17 protein-coding genes are annotated in these 18,577 nt (G+C 62.7%); 2 read left to right on the plus strand and 15 right to left on the minus strand.

Features of this window, described 5'->3' with window-relative positions:
- Positions 1–156: 156 nt before the first annotated feature.
- The 15 genes from rnhB to rpsB all read right to left on the minus strand — a co-directional run bounded on the left by rnhB (position 157) and on the right by rpsB (position 14,704).
- Positions 157–780, minus strand: coding sequence for a ribonuclease HII (gene rnhB / locus L6D77_RS04185; protein ID WP_232880430.1), 624 nt, complete (start codon positions 778–780; stop codon positions 157–159).
- A gap of 1 nt (position 781) precedes the next feature.
- Entirely contained in the window at positions 782–1,909 is a 1,128-nt protein-coding gene (lpxB, locus tag L6D77_RS04190) for a lipid-A-disaccharide synthase (protein WP_232880427.1), read from the minus strand.
- A gap of 1 nt (position 1,910) precedes the next feature.
- Entirely contained in the window at positions 1,911–2,687 is a 777-nt protein-coding gene (gene lpxA, locus L6D77_RS04195; RefSeq protein ID WP_110992412.1) for an acyl-ACP--UDP-N-acetylglucosamine O-acyltransferase, read from the minus strand.
- Positions 2,684–3,124: a 3-hydroxyacyl-ACP dehydratase FabZ gene (gene fabZ, locus L6D77_RS04200; RefSeq protein WP_110992413.1), complete on the minus strand. Its 441-nt coding sequence runs from the start codon at positions 3,122–3,124 to the stop codon at positions 2,684–2,686. Before fabZ ends, lpxA begins: the two co-directional genes overlap by 4 nt.
- A gap of 114 nt (positions 3,125–3,238) precedes the next feature.
- Entirely contained in the window at positions 3,239–4,294 is a 1,056-nt protein-coding gene (gene lpxD / locus L6D77_RS04205; protein WP_232880423.1) for a UDP-3-O-(3-hydroxymyristoyl)glucosamine N-acyltransferase, read from the minus strand.
- Position 4,295: 1 nt separating this feature from the next.
- Complete coding sequence (locus tag L6D77_RS04210; protein WP_110992415.1) at positions 4,296–4,799, minus strand: OmpH/Skp family outer membrane protein; 504 nt, start codon at positions 4,797–4,799, stop codon at positions 4,296–4,298.
- A gap of 44 nt (positions 4,800–4,843) precedes the next feature.
- Positions 4,844–7,204, minus strand: coding sequence for an outer membrane protein assembly factor BamA (gene bamA / locus L6D77_RS04215; RefSeq protein WP_232880418.1), 2,361 nt, complete (start codon positions 7,202–7,204; stop codon positions 4,844–4,846).
- Between the two features lie 75 nt (positions 7,205–7,279).
- On the minus strand, positions 7,280–8,632 hold the full coding sequence (gene rseP / locus L6D77_RS04220; protein WP_232880414.1) for an RIP metalloprotease RseP: 1,353 nt from the start codon (positions 8,630–8,632) through the stop codon (positions 7,280–7,282).
- Between the two features lie 33 nt (positions 8,633–8,665).
- On the minus strand, positions 8,666–9,856 hold the full coding sequence (gene ispC, locus L6D77_RS04225; protein WP_232880411.1) for a 1-deoxy-D-xylulose-5-phosphate reductoisomerase: 1,191 nt from the start codon (positions 9,854–9,856) through the stop codon (positions 8,666–8,668).
- Positions 9,853–10,668, minus strand: a complete 816-nt coding sequence (locus L6D77_RS04230) for a phosphatidate cytidylyltransferase (protein ID WP_232880404.1) — start codon at positions 10,666–10,668, stop codon at positions 9,853–9,855. The genes ispC and L6D77_RS04230 overlap by 4 nt, the downstream gene beginning before the upstream one ends.
- On the minus strand, positions 10,668–11,423 hold the full coding sequence (gene uppS, locus L6D77_RS04235) for a polyprenyl diphosphate synthase (RefSeq protein WP_232880402.1): 756 nt from the start codon (positions 11,421–11,423) through the stop codon (positions 10,668–10,670). Before uppS ends, L6D77_RS04230 begins: the two co-directional genes overlap by 1 nt.
- Positions 11,424–11,438: 15 nt before the next feature.
- Positions 11,439–11,996 (minus strand): ribosome recycling factor, encoded by a 558-nt coding sequence (gene frr, locus L6D77_RS04240; RefSeq protein WP_232880398.1) that lies wholly within the window; start codon positions 11,994–11,996, stop codon positions 11,439–11,441.
- Entirely contained in the window at positions 11,993–12,736 is a 744-nt protein-coding gene (gene pyrH, locus L6D77_RS04245) for a UMP kinase (RefSeq protein WP_016392310.1), read from the minus strand. The genes frr and pyrH overlap by 4 nt, the downstream gene beginning before the upstream one ends.
- A gap of 178 nt (positions 12,737–12,914) precedes the next feature.
- A complete protein-coding gene (gene tsf / locus L6D77_RS04250; RefSeq protein WP_232880389.1) occupies positions 12,915–13,778 on the minus strand; it encodes a translation elongation factor Ts in 864 nt (287 codons plus the stop codon).
- Positions 13,779–13,966: 188 nt separating this feature from the next.
- Positions 13,967–14,704 (minus strand): 30S ribosomal protein S2, encoded by a 738-nt coding sequence (gene rpsB / locus L6D77_RS04255; protein WP_110992423.1) that lies wholly within the window; start codon positions 14,702–14,704, stop codon positions 13,967–13,969.
- A gap of 348 nt (positions 14,705–15,052) precedes the next feature.
- Here rpsB and map point away from each other — a divergent pair, with 348 nt between their 5' ends.
- A complete protein-coding gene (gene map, locus L6D77_RS04260) occupies positions 15,053–15,835 on the plus strand; it encodes a type I methionyl aminopeptidase (RefSeq protein ID WP_232880377.1) in 783 nt (260 codons plus the stop codon).
- Positions 15,836–15,860: 25 nt separating this feature from the next.
- Positions 15,861–18,563: a [protein-PII] uridylyltransferase gene (locus L6D77_RS04265; protein WP_232880374.1), complete on the plus strand. Its 2,703-nt coding sequence runs from the start codon at positions 15,861–15,863 to the stop codon at positions 18,561–18,563.
- The last annotated feature ends 14 nt before the right edge of the window (positions 18,564–18,577 follow it).

Consider the following 18,577-nt stretch of genomic DNA (forward strand, 5'->3'; position numbering starts at 1 on the left):
GCAGTGCTGAACGACAAGGGCGGGATTGTAGCGTAATTAGGCGGAATGTTTGGGGCCGCTGCGCCCCCCTTCGCGGGTAAACCCGCTCCTACAGGGATACGCGAGACCTGTGGGAGCGGGTTTACCCGCGAAGGGGCGCACAGCGGCCCCAATGTGTCAGATCAACGAGCTGGAGATGCCTTCACGCGCTTCCCACGCCGCCCGCACCGGCGCGAACGAGCGCCGGTGAATCGGCGTCGGCCCAAGCCGTGCCAGTGCCTCCAGGTGCACCGGCGTCGGGTAGCCCTTGTGCCCACCGATCCCGTAGCCCGGGTAGATCAGCTCGAACGCGCTCATCTCACGGTCACGGGTCACCTTGGCCAGGATCGACGCGGCAGCAATGGCCGGCACCTGGGAGTCTCCCTTGACCACCGGCGCCGCTGGCACCGACAGTTTCGGGCAGCGGTTGCCATCGATCAGCGCCAGTTTAGGCGTGACGTGCAAACCCTCGACCGCGCGCTGCATGGCCAGCATGGTGGCTTGCAGGATGTTCAGGCGGTCGATTTCCTCGACCTCGGCACGAGCGATGCAGAAGCTCAGGGCTTTCTCGCAGATCTCGTCGAACAACGCCTCGCGCTTGGCTTCGGTGAGTTTCTTCGAGTCGTTCAGGCCAAGGATCGGACGCTGCGGGTCGAGGATCACCGCTGCAGTGACCACCGCGCCGCACAGCGGGCCGCGGCCGACTTCGTCGACACCGGCGACCAGGTCCTCGACCAGGTTGAAATCCAGTCCCATCTGCATGTCAGCGGTCCTTCAACAGGGCAAGCACCGCGTCAGCCGCCTGATTGGAGGCGTCGCGGCGCAGGGTACGGTGGATCTGGTCGAAGCTTTCGGTCTGCTGCGAGCCATCCTTGACCAGCGGCGCCAGGGTCTGGGCCAGGGCTTCGCTGGTGGCGGCGTCCTGCAGCAACTCCGGCACCAGCAGGCGCTGGGCCAGCAGGTTGGGCAGCGATACGTAGGGGCTTTTGACCATGCGTTTGAGGATCCAGTACGTCAGCGGCGCCAGGCGATAAGCCACCACCATCGGGCGCTTGTACAGCATCGCCTCCAGCGTGGCAGTACCGGACGCGATGAGCACCGCGTCGCAGGCCGCCAGGGCCGTGTGCGACTGGCCGTCCAGCAGGGTCAACGGCAGCTCGCGCCCGGCGAGCATCTGCTCGATCTGGGCACGCCGCGCGGCATTGGCGCAGGGCAGCACGAAGCGCACGCCCGGCAGCAAATCGACCAGACGCTGGGCGGCCTCAAGGAACAGTGCGCCCAGGCGCCCTACTTCGCCGCCACGGCTGCCCGGCATCAGCGCCACCACTGGCCCGTCGGCCAGCCCAAGTTCGTTGCGGGCTGCAGCGCGATCTGCATCCAGCGGGATGGTGTCGGCCAGCGGATGGCCGACGAAACGCACCGGCACGCCCTGCTCTTCATAGAAGCGTGCCTCGAAGGGCAGCAGGGTCAGCATCAAGTCGCAGCCTTCGCGAATCTTCAGCACGCGCTTCTGCCGCCAGGCCCATACCGATGGGCTGACGTAGTGCACGGTCTTGATTCCGGCCTGGCGCAGCTTGAGCTCGATGTTGAGGGTGAAGTCGGGGGCATCGATGCCGATGAACACGTCGGGCCGTTCATCGATCAGCGTCTGGATCAGCAGCTTGCGTCGCTTGAGCAGCTCGCGCAGGCGCCCCAGCACTTCGACCAGGCCCATCACCGCCAGGCGCTCCATGGGGAAGTAGGAGACCATGCCTTCGGCTTCCATCAAGGGCCCACCCACACCGATGAAGCGTACATCGGGGTGGCGGGCCTTGATGGCGCGCATCAGGCCGGAGCCGAGGATATCGCCGCTGGCCTCACCCGCGACCAGCGCAACACAGAGTTGGGCCATGTCAGCGGGTGATGCCGCGGGCGGAATCGACGATCGACTTGCGGAACACTTCGACCTCAGGGAACTGGCCGGCCAATTCCTCGAGTTCCTTCAGCGCTTCTTCGACGGTCAGCCCCTGGCGATAGACCACCTTGTAGGCGCGGCGCAGGGCATGCAGCACTTCGTCGCTGAAACCGCGACGGCGCAGGCCTTCGAAGTTCATGCTGCGGGCCTCGGCCGGGCTGCCGAATACCGTGACGAAGGCCGGGACGTCCTTGCCGATCGCCGTCCCCATGCCGGAAAAGGCGTGGGCACCGATGTGGCAGTACTGGTGCACCAGCGTATAGCCGGAGAGGATCGCCCAATCGCCCACATGCACATGCCCGGCCAACGCGGTGTTATTGACCAGGATGCAGTGGTTGCCGATCACGCTGTCGTGGCCGATATGCGCATAAGCCATGATCAGGTTGTGGTCGCCCAGGGTGGTTTCCGAGCGGTCCTGTACGGTACCGCGATGGATGGTGACACCCTCACGGATCACATTGTGATCACCGATCACCAGGCGGGTGAGTTCACCCTTGTATTTCAGGTCCGGGGTGTCTTCACCGATGGAGCTGAACTGGTAGATACGGTTGTGCTTGCCAATGCGGGTAGGCCCCTTGAGCACCACGTGAGGACCAATGACGGTACCCTCGCCGATCTCTACATCAGGGCCTACGATCGACCAAGGGCCGACCTCGACGCCGTCGGCCAGCTTGGCCGAAGGGTCGATGATCGCCCGAGGGTCAATCGAATTCATAGGGACTGTTCCGCGCAAGTGATTTCTGCCGAGCAGACGGCCTTGCCGTCAACCAGTGCACGGCATTCGAACTTCCAGATCATGCGCTTGCGGCTGATGAATTTGGCTTCCAGCACCAGCTGGTCGCCCGGCAGTACCGGCTGACGGAAGCGCAGCTTGTCGGAACCGACGAAGTAGTACAGGGTGCCATCAGCCGGTTTGGCGTCGAGCATCTTGAAACCGAGAATCCCGGCCGCCTGGGCCATGGCCTCGATGATCAGCACGCCCGGCATGATCGGGTGCTGCGGGAAATGGCCGTTGAAGAACGGCTCGTTGATGCTGACATTCTTGTAGGCACGAATGCTCTGGGCCTCGAAGTCCAGATCCGTCACCCGGTCCACCAGCAGGAACGGGTAACGGTGAGGCAGGTATTCGCGAATCTCGTTGATGTCCATCATTTCGGGGGGAAGCCTGTAATAAGAATAGGGAGCGCAGGTGCTGACCACACGCTCCTTTTGCAGATCCAAAGAGGAGCCAGCTAGCGATTGTGAACGCTTGCTCAGAAAAAGCCATTAGCCTTCTGATGTCGGCTGGCCACCTGAGGTCACTGTATCGACTTGTTTTTCCAGCTGCTGCAGGCGCTTGGCCATTTCGTCCAACTGGCGAATCCGCGCGGCACTCTTGCGCCAGTCAGCCAGTGGTTGCATGGCCGTGCCAGAAGAATAGCCGCCCGGCTCGGTAATCGAACGGGTGACCATGGTCATACCGGAAACGAACACGTTGTCGCACACGTCAATGTGCCCGACCATGCCGACGCCGCCGGCAATCATGCAATGCTTGCCGATCTTGGTGCTGCCGGAAATACCGACACAAGCCGCCATCGCGGTGTGGTCACCGACCTGCACGTTGTGGGCGATCTGGATCTGGTTGTCGAGCTTGACGCCGTTGCCGATCAGGGTGTCCGACAGCGCGCCGCGGTCGACGGCGGTGTTCACGCCAATCTCCACGTCATCGCCCAGCGTCACGCCACCGATCTGGGCAATCTTCTGCCACACGCCCTTCTCGTTGGCGAAGCCGAAGCCCTCGCCACCGATCACGGCGCCAGACTGGATGACCACACGCTTGCCGATAGTCACGTCGTGATACAGCGTGACCCGCGGTGCAAGCCAACCGCCCTCACCGATGACGCAACGGGCGCCGATGAAGCAGTGCGCCCCCACCGACACGTTCGCGCCGATGCGAGCACCGGCCTCGATCACCGCGAACGGGCCGATGCTGGCGCTGGTGTCCACCTGGGCGTCCTCGGCTACCACGGCGCTGGGATGAATTCCCGCTACAGCCTTGGGTTTGCGGTCGAACAGGTGCGAAACACGGGCATAGGCCAGGTACGGATCGGGCACGATCAGTGCGTTGCCGGCAAAGGCTGCGGCATCCTCGGCCTTGAGCAGCACCGCACCGGCCTTGGCATCGTCCAGGTACTTGCGGTACTGCTTGTTGGCGAGGAAGCTCAACTGCCCGGGCCCGGCCTCCTGCAAGGTGGCCAGCCCGCTGATCTGCAGCGCCTCGGGGCCTTTGAGCTCTGCCCCGAGGGCCTCGGCCAGCTGGCCGAGCGTCATGGTCAGGGTCATATCAACGGGCTTGGTTCATGCGCTCGATGACCTGGCGGGTGATGTCGTACTGCGGTTTGACATCGATGACCGCGCCACGCTCGAGCACCAGATCAAAGCCACCCTTCTTGATCACTTCCTCGACAGCGCCGTCCAGCTTCGGCTTGAGCTGCTTGAGCATGTCGCGGTCGGCCACGGCCTTGGCTTCGTTGAGTTCCTTGGACTGGAACTGGAAGTCACGGGCCTTCTGCTTGAATTCGAGCTCCAGGCGCTCACGCTCAGGCTGAGCCATCTTGTCGCCGCCCTTGATCAGGCGGTCCTGGATGCCTTTGGCGCTGCTTTCCAGGCCCTTGAGCTTGGTCAGTTGCGGGCCGAACTTCTTCTCGGCGTCAACGGCGTACTTCTTGGCCGCGTCGGACTCGAGCAGGGCCATCTGATAGTTCAGCACGGCAACCTTCATTTCGGCGAAAGCCGGGGTGGCGACCAGCGCCGCAGCCACGAGGGCCAGTTGGGTCAACTTACGCACGATGCACTCCTGGATAAACCGTTGTCGTTATGCAAGGGCCGACCTTAGAAGGTCTGGCCCAGAGAGAATTGGAACACCTGGGTATCGGCGTTGTCCGGCTTCTTGACCGGCATCGCCAGGCTGAAGCTCAACGGGCCCAGCGCGGTGATCCAGGTCACACCCAGGCCAACGGAGCTGGCCATGTCGGAGAAGCCGACCTTCGAGCAATCCGGCTTGGAGCCGCAATTGGTGTCGAATACGTTACCCACATCCCAGAACACGGAGGTGCGCAGGGAGCGCTGGTCCTTGACGAACGGCAGCGGGAACAGCAGTTCTACACCACCCTGCACCAGTACGTTGCCACCGAACGGCAGCGGATCCTGGTCCGGGTCGGCGATGGTGCCTTGGTTGCCCGTAACGGCTGCACCACGGCTTGGCGTGCTGCGCGGCCCCAGGCTGCTGTCCTTGAAACCGCGCACGGAGTTGAAACCACCGGCGTAATAGTTCTCGTAGAACGGCAGGCCCGACGTGCTGCCGAAGCCATCACCATAGCCCAGCTCGGTGTGCAGGCGCAGGGTATAGTCGTTGTTGATTGGCTTGAACAGCTGGCCGCGGTAGTCGAGCTTGTAGAACGACAGGTCGCTGCCCGGCACGGTGGTTTCCAGGGTCAGGCTTTGCGAGTGACCACGGGTTGCCAGCACACCTTTGTTCAGGGTCGATTCGGACCAGCCGATCGAGGCCTTGAAGTTGAGGAAGCTGTCACCCTCGTCCTGGATGAACTTGAAGATCTCGTCCACGGTGTAACGGCCGGTCTTGAGCTTGTCCTGCTGCACGGTCAGGCCGTAGGTCAGGCGCGAAGTCTCGCTGATCGGGTAGCCGAGGCTGACGCCGGCACCAAGGCTGTCGACCGCATAGCTGGCCACGTCGACGTCGAGGTCGTCGTAGTTGGTGCTGCGGTAGAAGGCGTTGTAGCCCAGGCTCACACCGTCGGCAGTGAAGTAGGGGTCAACGAAGCCGAAGTTGTAGCGGGTCTGGTATTCCGAACGGGTCAGGCCGATGGATACCTTGTTACCGGTACCCAGGAAGTTGGTCTGGCTGATCGAACCACCCAGGATCAAACCGGCGCTCTGGGCAAAACCGACGCTGGCGGTGATCGAGCCGGAGGCCTGCTCCTCGACGCTGTAGTTGACGTCGACCTGGTCGTCGGTGCCTGGCACCGCCGGGGTCTCGACGTTGACCTCCTTGAAGAAGCCCAGGCGCTCGAGGCGGGTCTTGGACTGGTCGATCAGGTAGGTCGAAGCCCAGCCACCTTCCATCTGGCGCATTTCGCGACGCAGCACTTCGTCTTCGGTCTTGGTGTTGCCGCGGTAGTTGATGCGGTTGACGTAGGCACGCTTGCCCGGATCGACGACGAACATGATGTCGACGGTGTGATCCTGGTCGTTGGGCTGTGGCACGCCGTTGACGTTGGCGAAGGTATAGCCCTCGTTACCCAGGCGGCGGGTAATGAGGTCGGAAGTGGTGGTCATCACCTTGCGCGAGAACACCTGGCCCGGCTGTACCAGCAACAGCGACTTGACCTGGTCTTCCGGTACCTTGAGGTCGCCGGAGAGCTTCACGTCACGGACGGTGTACTTCTCGCCTTCATTGATGTTGACGGTGATGTAGACGTGCTTCTTGTCCGGGGTGATGGACACCTGGGTGGAAGCGATATCCATGTTGATGTAGCCGCGGTCCAGGTAGTAGGAGCGCAGGCGCTCGAGGTCACCGGACAGTTTTTCGCGGGCGTACTTGTCGTCGTTCTTGAAGAACGACAGCCAGTTGGTGGTTTTCAGCTCGAACAGCTGACCCAGGGTTTCGTCATCGAAGACCGTGTTGCCGACCACGTTGATGTGCTGGATCGCAGCGACGGTGCCTTCGTTGATCTTGATCTTCAGGCCAACCCGGTTGCGCGGCTGCGGCACGACTTCGGCGTCGACTTCGGCCGAGTAGCGGCCCTGGGCCACATACTGGCGTTGCAGTTCGTTACGCACGCCTTCGAGCGTCGCACGCTGGAAGATCTCGCCTTCGGCCAGGCCCGACTGTTTCAGGCCCTTCATCAGGTCTTCGGTGCTGATGGCCTTGTTGCCTTCGATTTCGATGCTGGCAACCGACGGGCGCTCGACCACATTGATGATCAGGACATTGCCGTCGCGATTCAGCTGGATGTCCTGGAAGAAGCCGGTCTTGAACAGCGAGCGGGTGGAATCGACCAGACGGCGGTCATCGACCTGATCGCCGACGTTCAGCGGCAAGGCGCCGAACACGCTGCCGGCGGAAACCCGCTGCAGGCCGTTGACACGAATATCGGAGATGGTGAAGGACTCGGCGTGAACTTCAGCGATCATCAGTGCGGAGAGGACCGCAGTTAGCAGCAGACGTTTCATGAAGTCCTTTTATTCCAACTGGCAATAAACAACCCGCCGCGATGAGGCAGCAGGTTTCGCGATTGAGCGAAGCTTTTATAGTCGACCCAGATCGTTGATCAGGGCGAGCAACATCACCCCTATGACCAAACTGATACCGATCTGGACCCCCCAACCCTGCACCCGATCCGAGAGCGGACGACCGCGCGCCCACTCGATCAGGTAAAACAGCAAATGCCCCCCATCCAGTACTGGAATAGGCAGCAGATTCAAAACCCCCAGGCTTATGCTCAGGTAGGCCAGGAAATTCAGGAAATCCCCAACGCCCGACTGGGCTGAAGCGCCCGCCACTTTAGCAATGGTTATCGGTCCGCTCAAGTTTTTTACCGAGAGCTCCCCGAACAGCATTTTCTTCAGCGATTCAAGGGTCAGGACGCTCATGCTCCAGGTCCGCGACAGCCCCTCGCCAACGGCTTCCAGCGGCCCATAGCTGACCTCGCGGAGCATCTCAGACGGCCATTGCGCGCCTTTCACACCTGCGCCCAGATAACCGCCGGCCGCCTGCCCCTCACCCTTGCGCGCCAGGGTTACCGGCACATCCAACTGCGCACCGTCTCGTTCGATGCGCAAACCGACCTTTTGTTCAGGGCGGGCGCGAACGGCATCGACCACCTGCTGCCAGTCGCTCAATGCCACACCATCGAGGGCCAGCAATTTGTCGCCGGTCTTGAGCCCAGCCGCTGCGGCAGGGCCCTTGGGATCGATCTCGGCCAGCACCGGCGTCACCGCCGGGCGCCACGGGCGCAGGCCCAGTGACTGGATCGGGTCGGGCTCATCGACGCCCTTGAGCCAATGGCTCAGCTGGATATCACGCTGCTGCGGGGCGGTTGCGCCTTCATCGAGCACGCCGATGCGCAGGGTGCCGCTCTCGCCCAGGCGCCGCACCAACTGCAGGTTGACCGCCGACCAGCCATTGGTCGCCTCACCGTCAACCGACACTATTTCCTGACCAACGCTCAAGCCAGCGACTGCCGCCAGGCTGCCGGACTCGACCGCACCAATGACCGGGCGCACCTGCTGGGTGCCGAGCATGGCAATGACCCAGAAGAACACAATGGCGAGCAGGAAGTTGGCGATGGGGCCGGCGGCAACGATGGCGATGCGCTGGCGCACCGACTTGCGATTGAACGATTGCTCGATCAGCGCTGGCGGCACCTCGCCCTCACGCTCGTCGAGCATCTTGACGTAGCCACCCAAGGGGATGGCCGCCACCACGAACTCGGTGCCCTGCTTGTCATGCCAGCGCAACAACGGCGTGCCAAAGCCTACCGAGAAGCGCAGCACCTTGACACCACAGCGCCGTGCCACCCAGAAGTGACCGAACTCGTGAAAGGTGACCAGCACACCCAATGCCACCAGGGTGCCAACAATCATGTACAGCGCAGTCATGTGCTATCTCCGCAAGACGTTCGGTACTACCGCTCAGCGGCCGTGGCGCCTCAGCCACTCACGGGACAGCTCCCGCGCACGCTGATCGGCGGCGAACACCGCATCGAGCGTTGCAACTGGCACCACAGGCTCCCGGTCGAGCACCTGTTCGATCATACCCGCGATTTCCGGGAAGCGGATACGCCGCGCCAGGAACGCGTCCACCGCCACTTCGTTGGCGGCATTGAGCACCGCGGGTGCACTGTTGCCCGCCTCGGCAGCCTGACGTGCCAGGCGCAGACAAGGGAAGCGCTGTTCGTCGGGGGCCTGGAAATCCAGACGGGCGATGGCGAACAGGTCCAGTGGCGCAACCCCCGAATCGATACGTTCCGGCCAGGCCAGCGCGTTGGCGATCGGGGTGCGCATGTCCGGGTTGCCCAGTTGGGCGAGCACCGAGCCGTCGACATAGTCGACCAGCGAATGAATCACGCTTTGCGGGTGCACCACCACCTCCACGGTCGCAGGCGCTGTATTGAACAGCCAGCAGGCCTCGATCAGCTCCAGGCCCTTGTTCATCATGCTGGCCGAGTCGACCGAAATCTTGCGCCCCATGGACCAGTTGGGATGGGCACAAGCTTGTTCAGGCGTGACATCGACCAGCGCCGCCGCAGGCATTTCGCGGAACGGGCCGCCCGAGGCAGTCAGCAGGATGCGCCGCACCCCCACCGCACTCAGGCCGCGGGCGTAATCGCCAGGCATGCACTGGAAGATCGCATTGTGCTCGCTGTCGATCGGCAACAACACGGCGCCACTGCGACGCACGGCGTCCATGAACAGCGCGCCGGACATCACCAGGGCTTCCTTGTTGGCCAGCAGCACTTTCTTGCCCGCCTCGACCGCCGCCAGGGTTGGACGCAAGCCAGCAGCGCCAACGATGGCCGCCATCACTGCATCCACTTCCGGCGCGGCCGCGACCTGGCACAAGCCCGCCTCGCCCTCGAGCACCTCGGTGGCGCAGCCCGCAGCAGCCAGCCCCTCGCGCAGGCGCATGGCCGATTCGGCGCTCGGCACCACGGCGAACGCCGGACGATGGCGCTCGCACAGCGCGAGCAGCTCGTCGACGCGGGAGTAGCCGGTCAGCGCGAAGACCTGATAGCGCTCGGGGTGCCGGGCAATGACATCCAGGGTACTCAGGCCGATGGAGCCGGTAGCGCCCAGTACCGTGATGCGCTGCACCACACTCACAGCACACCCCACTCGGCGGCCCAAAGCAGCACGGCGAACATTGGAATGGCCGCGGTCAGGCTGTCGATACGGTCAAGCACACCACCATGGCCAGGCAGCAAATTGCTGCTGTCCTTGATCCCTTCGCGGCGCTTGAACATGCTCTCGGTCAGGTCACCGACCACCGAGGACATGACCACCACCACCGCGCCGAGCAAGCCCAGCAGCAGCTGGCCAACGCTCCAGTCGCGGTACAGGGCGACGCCCAGGCTGATCAGCAGGCTGACGGCCAGCCCGCCATAAACGCCTTCCCAGCTCTTGCCCGGGCTGACCTGCGGTGCCAGCTTGCGCTTGCCGAAGGCACGGCCCGAGAAATAGGCGCCGATATCGGCAGCCCAGACCAGCACCATGACCGCCAGGATCAGCCAGTTGCCCTGCGGCCAGTGCTTGAGCAGCACCAGCCCTTGCCAGGCCGGCAACAGGATCAGCAGGCCGATCAGCAGACGGCAGGCGGCACTGGCCCACAACTCGTTGCTGCGCGGATAGGTCAGCACCAGCCAGGTGGCCAGCGCCCACCAGATCACCGAGGCACCCAACACCCAGGGCGCAAGGTCGGGCATGAGGTAGAGCAGCATCAGCGCGCCAGCGACCACCGCGGCATAGGCAATGCGCAACGGCTGGGCCACCAGCCCGGCCAGGCGCGCCCACTCCCAGGCACCCAGCGTGACCACGAAGCCGATGAACAAGGCGAAATCCCCACCGTTGAGCAGGAAGAAACCACCCAGCGCGACCGGCAACAGGATCAGCGCAGTAATGATGCGTTGTTTAAGCATTAAGCACGGGCTCCGGCTTCGACCTGCTCGCTGGTCTTACCGAAGCGGCGCTGGCGCGAAGCGAAATCGGCCAGCGCGGTACGCATGGCCTCGTGTTTGAAGTCCGGCCAGAACAGGTCGGAGAAGTACAGCTCGGCGTAGGCCAGCTGCCACAGCAGGAAGTTGCTGATGCGACGCTCGCCACCGGTGCGGATGCACAGGTCGGGCAGCGGCAGATCACCGGTGGCCAGGCACGTCTGCAGCAGCTCGGGGGTGATGTCGTCCGGGCGCAGATGACCGGCCTGGACTTCCCGCGCCAGGCGTTGGGCTGCCTGGGCGATATCCCACTGGCCACCGTAGTTGGCGGCGATCTGCAAGATGAACCTGTTGCTGCCGGCGGTGGCCGCCTCGGCCTCGCGCATCGCTGCCTGCAGCTCAGGGTGGAAGCGCGAACGATCACCAATGATGCGCAGGCTGATGTTGTTGTCATTCAGCCGCTTGGCCTCGCGGCGCAATGCAGAGAAGAACAGCTCCATCAACGCACCGACCTCTTCGGCCGGGCGCTGCCAGTTTTCGCTGGAGAAGGCGAACAGGGTCAGTACTTCAACCCCGGATTCGGCGCAGACTTCGATGACCGCACGCACGGCATCGACACCCGCCTTGTGCCCGGCAACGCCGGGCAACAGGCGTTTCTTCGCCCAGCGATTGTTGCCATCCATGATGATCGCGACGTGACGCGGCACCGAGGACGGTGCCGCCAGCTTGGTCTTTTCCATTAAAAAACCTCGGCCTTAGACGGCCAACAGGTCCTTTTCCTTGGCTTTGTACGCGGCGTCGACTTCGGCGACGAACTTGTCGGTCAGCTTCTGGATTTCATCAGCGGCGCGACGCTCTTCGTCTTCGCTGATTTCCTTGTCCTTGGTCAGCTTCTTCAGGTCGGCAAGGGCATCGCGACGCACGTTGCGCACGGCGACCTTGGCATCTTCGGCAACGCCGCTGGCCTGCTTGGTGTAACCCTTGCGGGTTTCCTCGGTCAGGGCCGGCATCGGTACACGGATGGTGGTACCGGCGCTGGAGGGGTTCAGGCCCAGGTCGGAAGTCAGGATGGCCTTCTCGATGGCTGCGCTGAGGTTCTTGTCGTGCGCGACGATCTTCAGGGTGCGAGCGTCTTCGACGGTGATCGCGGCCACCTGGTTCAGCGGCATGTCGCTACCCCAGGCCGAGACTTTGACGCTATCCAGGATGCTTGGGTGGGCACGGCCGGTGCGGATGGCAGCCAGGTGGCGACCCAGCGCCTCGATGGACTTGCCCATGCGGTCCTGGGCGTCTTTCTTGATGTCGTTGATCATTTCTGAACTTCCTCGATCAGGGTTCCTTCAGCGCCGCCGTGCACGATGTTCAGCAGGGCGCCGGGCTTATTCATGTTGAAGACGCGCAGCGGCATCTTGTGGTCGCGGCACAGGCAGATTGCCGTCAGGTCCATTACCCCCAGCTTGCGATCCAGCACTTCATCGTAGGTCAGATGATCGAACTTCTCGGCATGCGGGTCCTTGAATGGATCTGCAGTGTATACACCATCGACCTTGGTTGCTTTCAATACTACGTCGGCATCGATTTCGATGGCGCGCAGGCAAGCGGCGGAATCGGTGGTGAAGAACGGGTTGCCGGTACCGGCGGCGAAGATGACGACTTCCTTCGCGTTCAGGTGGCGCATGGCCTTGCGACGATCATAGTGATCGGTCACACCGACCATGGAGATGGCCGACATGACGATGGCGGTGATGTTCGCACGCTCCAGCGCGTCGCGCATGGCCAGGGCGTTCATCACGGTTGCCAGCATGCCCATGTGGTCGCCGGTGACACGGTCCATGCCGGCTGCACTGAGCGCCGCACCACGGAACAGGTTGCCGCCACCGATCACCAGGCCCACCTGGACACCGATGCCGACCAGCTGGCCAACTTCCAGCGCCATGCGATCCAGGACCTTGGGGTCGATCCCGAACTCTTCCGAGCCCATCAGGGCCTCGCCGCTAAGTTTGAGTAGAATGCGTTTATAGCGAGCCTGATAACCACTGCCCTGCTGAGCCATTGCGAATCTCTCCTGCGGCGTTTGTAAAATTCTGGCGGGCTGTTTCAAGCCTGCGTGTAACTCTGGTGTGACACAGCTTCTGCGTCAGCGAGCAGCGGTTTTGTAAACCGCTGGCGCTTTGACAAAGAGGCTGCGCGCGTGAGCGGGCAGCCTCTTTGGGGCGACAGACGAGTCTGTCTTACTGCTTGGCAGCAGCCAGCTGAGCAGCAACTTCTTCAGCGAAGTTGTCGACTGGCTTCTCGATGCCTTCGCCTACTTTGAAGTAGGTGAAGGAAACGATTTCAGCACCGGCTTTCTTGGCCAGCTCGCCGACCTTGACTTCCGGGTTCATGACGAAGGCTTGCTCGACCAGCGAGGCTTCGGCCAGGAACTTCGAGATACGGCCCTTGACCATGTTCTCGACGATGTTTTCCGGCTTGCCGGCGATCTTGTCAGCGTTCAGCTGCATGAAGACGCCCTTCTCGCGCTCGATGGCTTCGGCCGAGACTTCCGACGGCAGCAGGAACTCAGGGTTCGACGCTGCAACGTGCATGGCGATGTTCTTGGCCAGCTCGACGTCGCCGCCTTTCAGGACAACGACAGCACCGATCTTGTTGCCGTGCAGGTAGGCACCGACAACGTCACCCTCAACGCGCACCAGGCGACGGATGTTGACGTTCTCGCCGCACTTGGCAACCAGGGCTTCACGAGCAGCTTCGCGGGAAGCGATCAGCGGAGCGGCGTCGGTCAGTTTCTGGGCGAAGGCTTCTTCAACGCTTTCAGCGACGAAGTTCTTGAAGTCGTCTTGCAGGGCCAGGAAGTCGGTCTGCGAGTTCACTTCCAGCAGAACGGCGGCTTTACCGTCGGTCTTGACGGCGATAGCGCCTTCAGCGGCAACGTTGCCGGCTTTCTTGGCGGCCTTGATGGCGCCCGAAGCACGCATGTCGTCGATGGCTTTTTCGATGTCGCCGCCGGCCTTTTCCAGGGCCTTCTTGCAATCCATCATGCCTTCGCCGGTACGCTCGCGCAGTTCTTTGACCAGCGCTGCAGTAATTGCTGCCATTTCAAAATCCTCTTGGAAAGTTTTTCAACCATTCCACCCGTTCTTCACGGGCGTTAAATACTGCAAATCCGCTGCCTTCATGCATCAGCGCACCCATGATGCGGGGATGTTGCTGACAGCAGGATTTCAAGGTGGCAAAAAGGGGGCCGAGCCCCCTTTTTGCGTGCCAAGTAGACGCTAAGCGTCAATTACTCAGCAGCAGGTGCAGCCGCTTCTTCAACGTAGACTTCGGTGCCACCAGCAACATTGTTGCGGCCGCGGATGACGGCGTCAGCCATCGAAGTCATGTACAGCTCGATGGCGCGGATAGCGTCGTCGTTACCTGGGATGACGTAGTCAACACCTTCCGGGCTGCTGTTGGTATCGACAACGCCGATAACCGGGATGCCCAGCTTGTTGGCTTCGGTGATCGCGATGCGCTCGTGATCAACGTCGATAACGAACAGTGCGTCAGGCAGACCGCCCATGTCCTTGATACCACCCAGGCTGCGGTCCAGTTTTTCCAGATCGCGCGAACGCATCAGGGCTTCTTTCTTGGTCAGCTTGGCAAAGGTGCCATCTTCGGCCTGGACTTCCAGGTCGCGCAGACGCTTGATCGAAGCACGGATGGTTTTGTAGTTGGTCAGCATGCCGCCCAACCAGCGGTGGTCAACGTATGGCGAACCGCAACGAGCAGCTTGCTCGGCGACGATCTTGCCGGCGGAACGCTTGGTGCCGACGAACATGATCTTGTTCTTGCCCTGGGCCAGGCGCTCGACGAACGACAGAGCGTCGTTGAACATCGGCAGGGTTTTTTCCAGGTTGATGATGTGAATCTTGTTGCGCGCGCCGAAAATGTACTTGCCCATTTTCGGGTTCCAGTAACGGGTCTGGTGGCCGAAGTGCACACCGGCCTTCAGCATATCGCGCATGTTGACTTGGGACATGATAGTTCCTTGATAAGTCGGGTTGGGCCTCCACGCATCCCAATGACCAACCCGCGAATCCGTGGATCCGGGGCACCCAGGTCATCGTGTCGACACGTGTGTGGGTTTGAGCTTACGGAGGTCATCCCCCGAAAGCGGCGCATTTTATACCACAGAGTGCGGACGAACGGAACCCGCATGATGCTTCGTCCGTCAGCGGCTTTTGCAGCAGCCCCGCTTTGGGGCCAGAATGCCTTCAATAGACCGCCGGAACTACCGGTTTATCCCGACAGATCGCCACCGCGCTCTGTTAGAATCCGGCCTTTCCCGTTTGTTTGCGCCGTACGCGGTGCCGTAGAGAGCCTGTTCATGACCGTTACCATCAAGACTGCAGAAGACATCGAGAAGATGCGCATTGCCGGCCGCCTGGCCGCCGAAGTGCTGGAAATGATCGAAGCGCACGTCAAGCCCGGTGTCACCACCGAAGAGCTCGACCGCCTGTGCCATGACTACATCGTCAACGTCCAGCAGGCGATCCCGGCGCCGCTCAACTACAAAGGCTTCCCCAAGTCGATCTGCACCTCGATCAACCATGTGGTGTGCCACGGCATCCCCAACGAGAAGCCGCTCAAGGACGGTGACACCATCAACATCGATGTCACCGTGATCAAGGACGGCTACCACGGCGATACCAGCCGCATGTTCCACGTCGGCACCGTCCCGGTCTGGGCCGAGCGCCTGTCGCAGGTCACCCAGGAATGCCTGTACAAGGCCATCGAACTGGTCAAGCCGGGCTGCCGCCTGGGCGATATCGGCGAGGTGATCCAGAAGCACGCCGAGAAGAACGGTTTCTCGGTGGTTCGCGAGTTCTGCGGCCACGGCATCGGCAAGGTGTTCCACGAAGAGCCGCAGATCCTGCACTACGGCCGCGCCGGCACCGGCATGGAACTCAAAGAGGGCATGACCTTCACCATCGAGCCGATGATCAACCAGGGCAAGGCCGACACCAAGGTGCTGGGCGACGGCTGGACCGCCATCACCAAGGACCGCAAGCTCTCCGCCCAGTGGGAACACACCCTGGTGGTGACCGCCACCGGCTACGAGGTGTTCACCCTGCGCAAGGACGACACCCTCCCGCGCACCTCGGCCTGATCTTCATACACAGGAACGCGACTCGATGCCCCAGGTGGATCCCGAGCTGTTCGACCGCGGCCAGTTCCAGGCGGAACTGGCCCTCAAGGCAAGCCCCATCGCCGCCTTCAAGAAAGCCATTCGCATGGCCGGCGAAGTGCTCGACAAGCGTTTCCGTGAAGGCCGCGAGATTCGCCGGCTGATCGAGGACCGCGCCTGGTTCGTCGACAACATCCTGCAACAGGCCTGGCACCAGTTCGCCTGGGGCCAGGCGGACGGCATCGCCCTGGTGGCGGTCGGCGGCTACGGGCGTGGCGAGCTGCACCCTTGGTCGGATATCGACCTGCTGATCCTGCTCGACGCCGCCGAGCACGAGCAGTACCGCGACGCCATCGAACGCTTCCTGACCCTGCTGTGGGACATCGGCCTGGAAGTCGGCCAGAGCGTGCGCACCGTGGACGAGTGCGCCGAGCAGGCCCGGGCCGACCTCACGGTCATCACCAACCTGATGGAAAGCCGCACCATTGCCGGCCCCGAGCCGCTGCGCCAGCGCATGCTGGAAGCCACCAGCACCGCGCACATGTGGCCGAGCAAGGAATTCTTCCTGGCCAAGCGCGCCGAACTCAAGGCACGCCACCACAAGTACAACGACACCGAGTACAACCTCGAACCCAACGTCAAGGGTGGGCCCGGTGGCCTGCGCGACATCCAGACCGTGCTGTGGGTGGCTCGCCGCCAGTACGGCACCCTGAACCTGCATGCACTGGCTGGCGAAGGCTTCCTGCTGGAAAGCGAAAACGAATTGCTGGCCTCGTCGCAGGCCTTCCTCTGGCGCGTGCGCTACGCCCTGCACATGCTCGCCGGGCGCGCCGAAGACCGCCTGCTGTTCGACCACCAGCGCAGCATCGCCGCGCTGCTGGGCTACAGCGACGAAAACCCCAAGCGCGCCATCGAGCAGTTCATGCAGCAGTACTACCGGGTGGTGATGAGCATCAGCCAGTTGTGCGACCTGATCATCCAGCACTTCGAGGAAGTGATCCTCGCCGATGACGACAGCGGCACCACCACACCGCTCAACGCCCGCTTCCGCCTGCACGACGGTTATATAGAAGCGGTAAGCCCCAACGTGTTCCGCCGCACGCCGTTCGCCATGCTCGAAATCTTCGTGCTGATGGCCCAGCACCCCGAGATCAAGGGCGTGCGCGCCGACACCGTGCGCTTGCTGCGTGAACACCGTCACCTGATCGACGACAAGTTCCGCCACGACATTCGCAACACCAGCCTGTTCATCGAGCTGTTCAAGTGCGAGATCGGCATCCACCGCAACCTGCGGCGCATGAACCGCTACGGCATTCTTGGCCGCTACCTGCCGGAGTTCGGCCTGATCGTCGGGCAGATGCAGCACGACCTGTTCCACATCTATACGGTCGATGCGCACACCCTCAACCTGATCAAGCACTTGCGCAAACTGCAATACACCCCGGTGTCGGAGAAATTCCCGCTGGCCAGCAAGCTCATGGGGCGCCTGCCCAAACCCGAGCTGATCTACCTGGCCGGGCTGTACCACGACATCGGCAAAGGGCGCCAGGGCGACCATTCCGAGCTGGGCGCCGTCGATGCGCAAGCGTTCTGCGCGCGCCACCAGCTGCCGGCCTGGGACAGCCGCCTGATCGTCTGGCTGGTGCTCAACCACCTGGTGATGTCCACCACTGCCCAGCGCAAGGACCTCTCCGACCCGCAGGTGATCAACGACTTCGCCCTGCATGTCGGCGACGAGACACGCCTGGACTACCTCTACGTGCTGACCGTGGCCGACATCAACGCCACCAACCCCAGCCTGTGGAACTCCTGGCGCGCCAGCCTGCTGCGCCAGCTCTACACCGAGACCAAGCGCGCCCTGCGCCGCGGCCTGGAAAACCCGCTGGACCGCGAAGAGCAGATCCGCCAGACCCAAACCGCGGCGCTGGACATCCTGGTGCGCGAAGGCACCGACCCGGACGACGTGGAGCAGCTCTGGTCGCAGCTGGGCGATGACTATTTCCTCAAGCACAACGCCGCCGACGTGGCCTGGCACACCGATGCGATCCTCCAGCAGCCGGCCGACGGCGGCCCGCTGGTGCTGATCAAGGAGACCACCCAGCGCGAGTTCGAGGGCGGCACGCAGATCTTCATCTACGCCCCCGACCAGCACGATTTCTTCGCCGTGACCGTAGCCGCGATGTCGCAGCTCAACCTGAACATCCACGACGCCCGCATCATCACCTCGAGCAGCCAGTTCACCCTCGACACCTACATCGTGCTCGACAACGACGGCGGCTCGATCGGCGATAACCCACAGCGGGTCAAGCAGATCCGTGATGGCCTGACCGAAGCCCTGCGCAACCCCGAGGACTACCCGACCATCATCCAGCGCCGGGTGCCGCGCCAGCTCAAGCATTTCGACTTCCCACCCCAGGTGACCATCCTCAACGACGCCCAGCGCCCGGTGACCGTTCTCGAGATCACCGCCCCAGACCGCCCCGGCCTGCTGGCGCGGATCGGGCGGATCTTCCTGGAGTTCGACCTGTCGTTGCAGAACGCCAAGATCGCCACCCTGGGCGAACGCGTGGAAGACGTGTTCTTCATCACCGATGCCGACAACCAGCCGCTGTCCGACCCACAGCTGTGCAGCCGCCTGCAGGAAGCCATCGTCCAGCAGCTGCAGGCCGGCCAGGCCAGTGACGCCAGCCCTACCCGCATGACCTTTTGACGATTACGAGACCT

Source organism: Pseudomonas parasichuanensis (assembly GCF_021601385.1).
GTDB classification, from domain to species: Bacteria; Pseudomonadota; Gammaproteobacteria; order Pseudomonadales; family Pseudomonadaceae; genus Aquipseudomonas; species Aquipseudomonas parasichuanensis.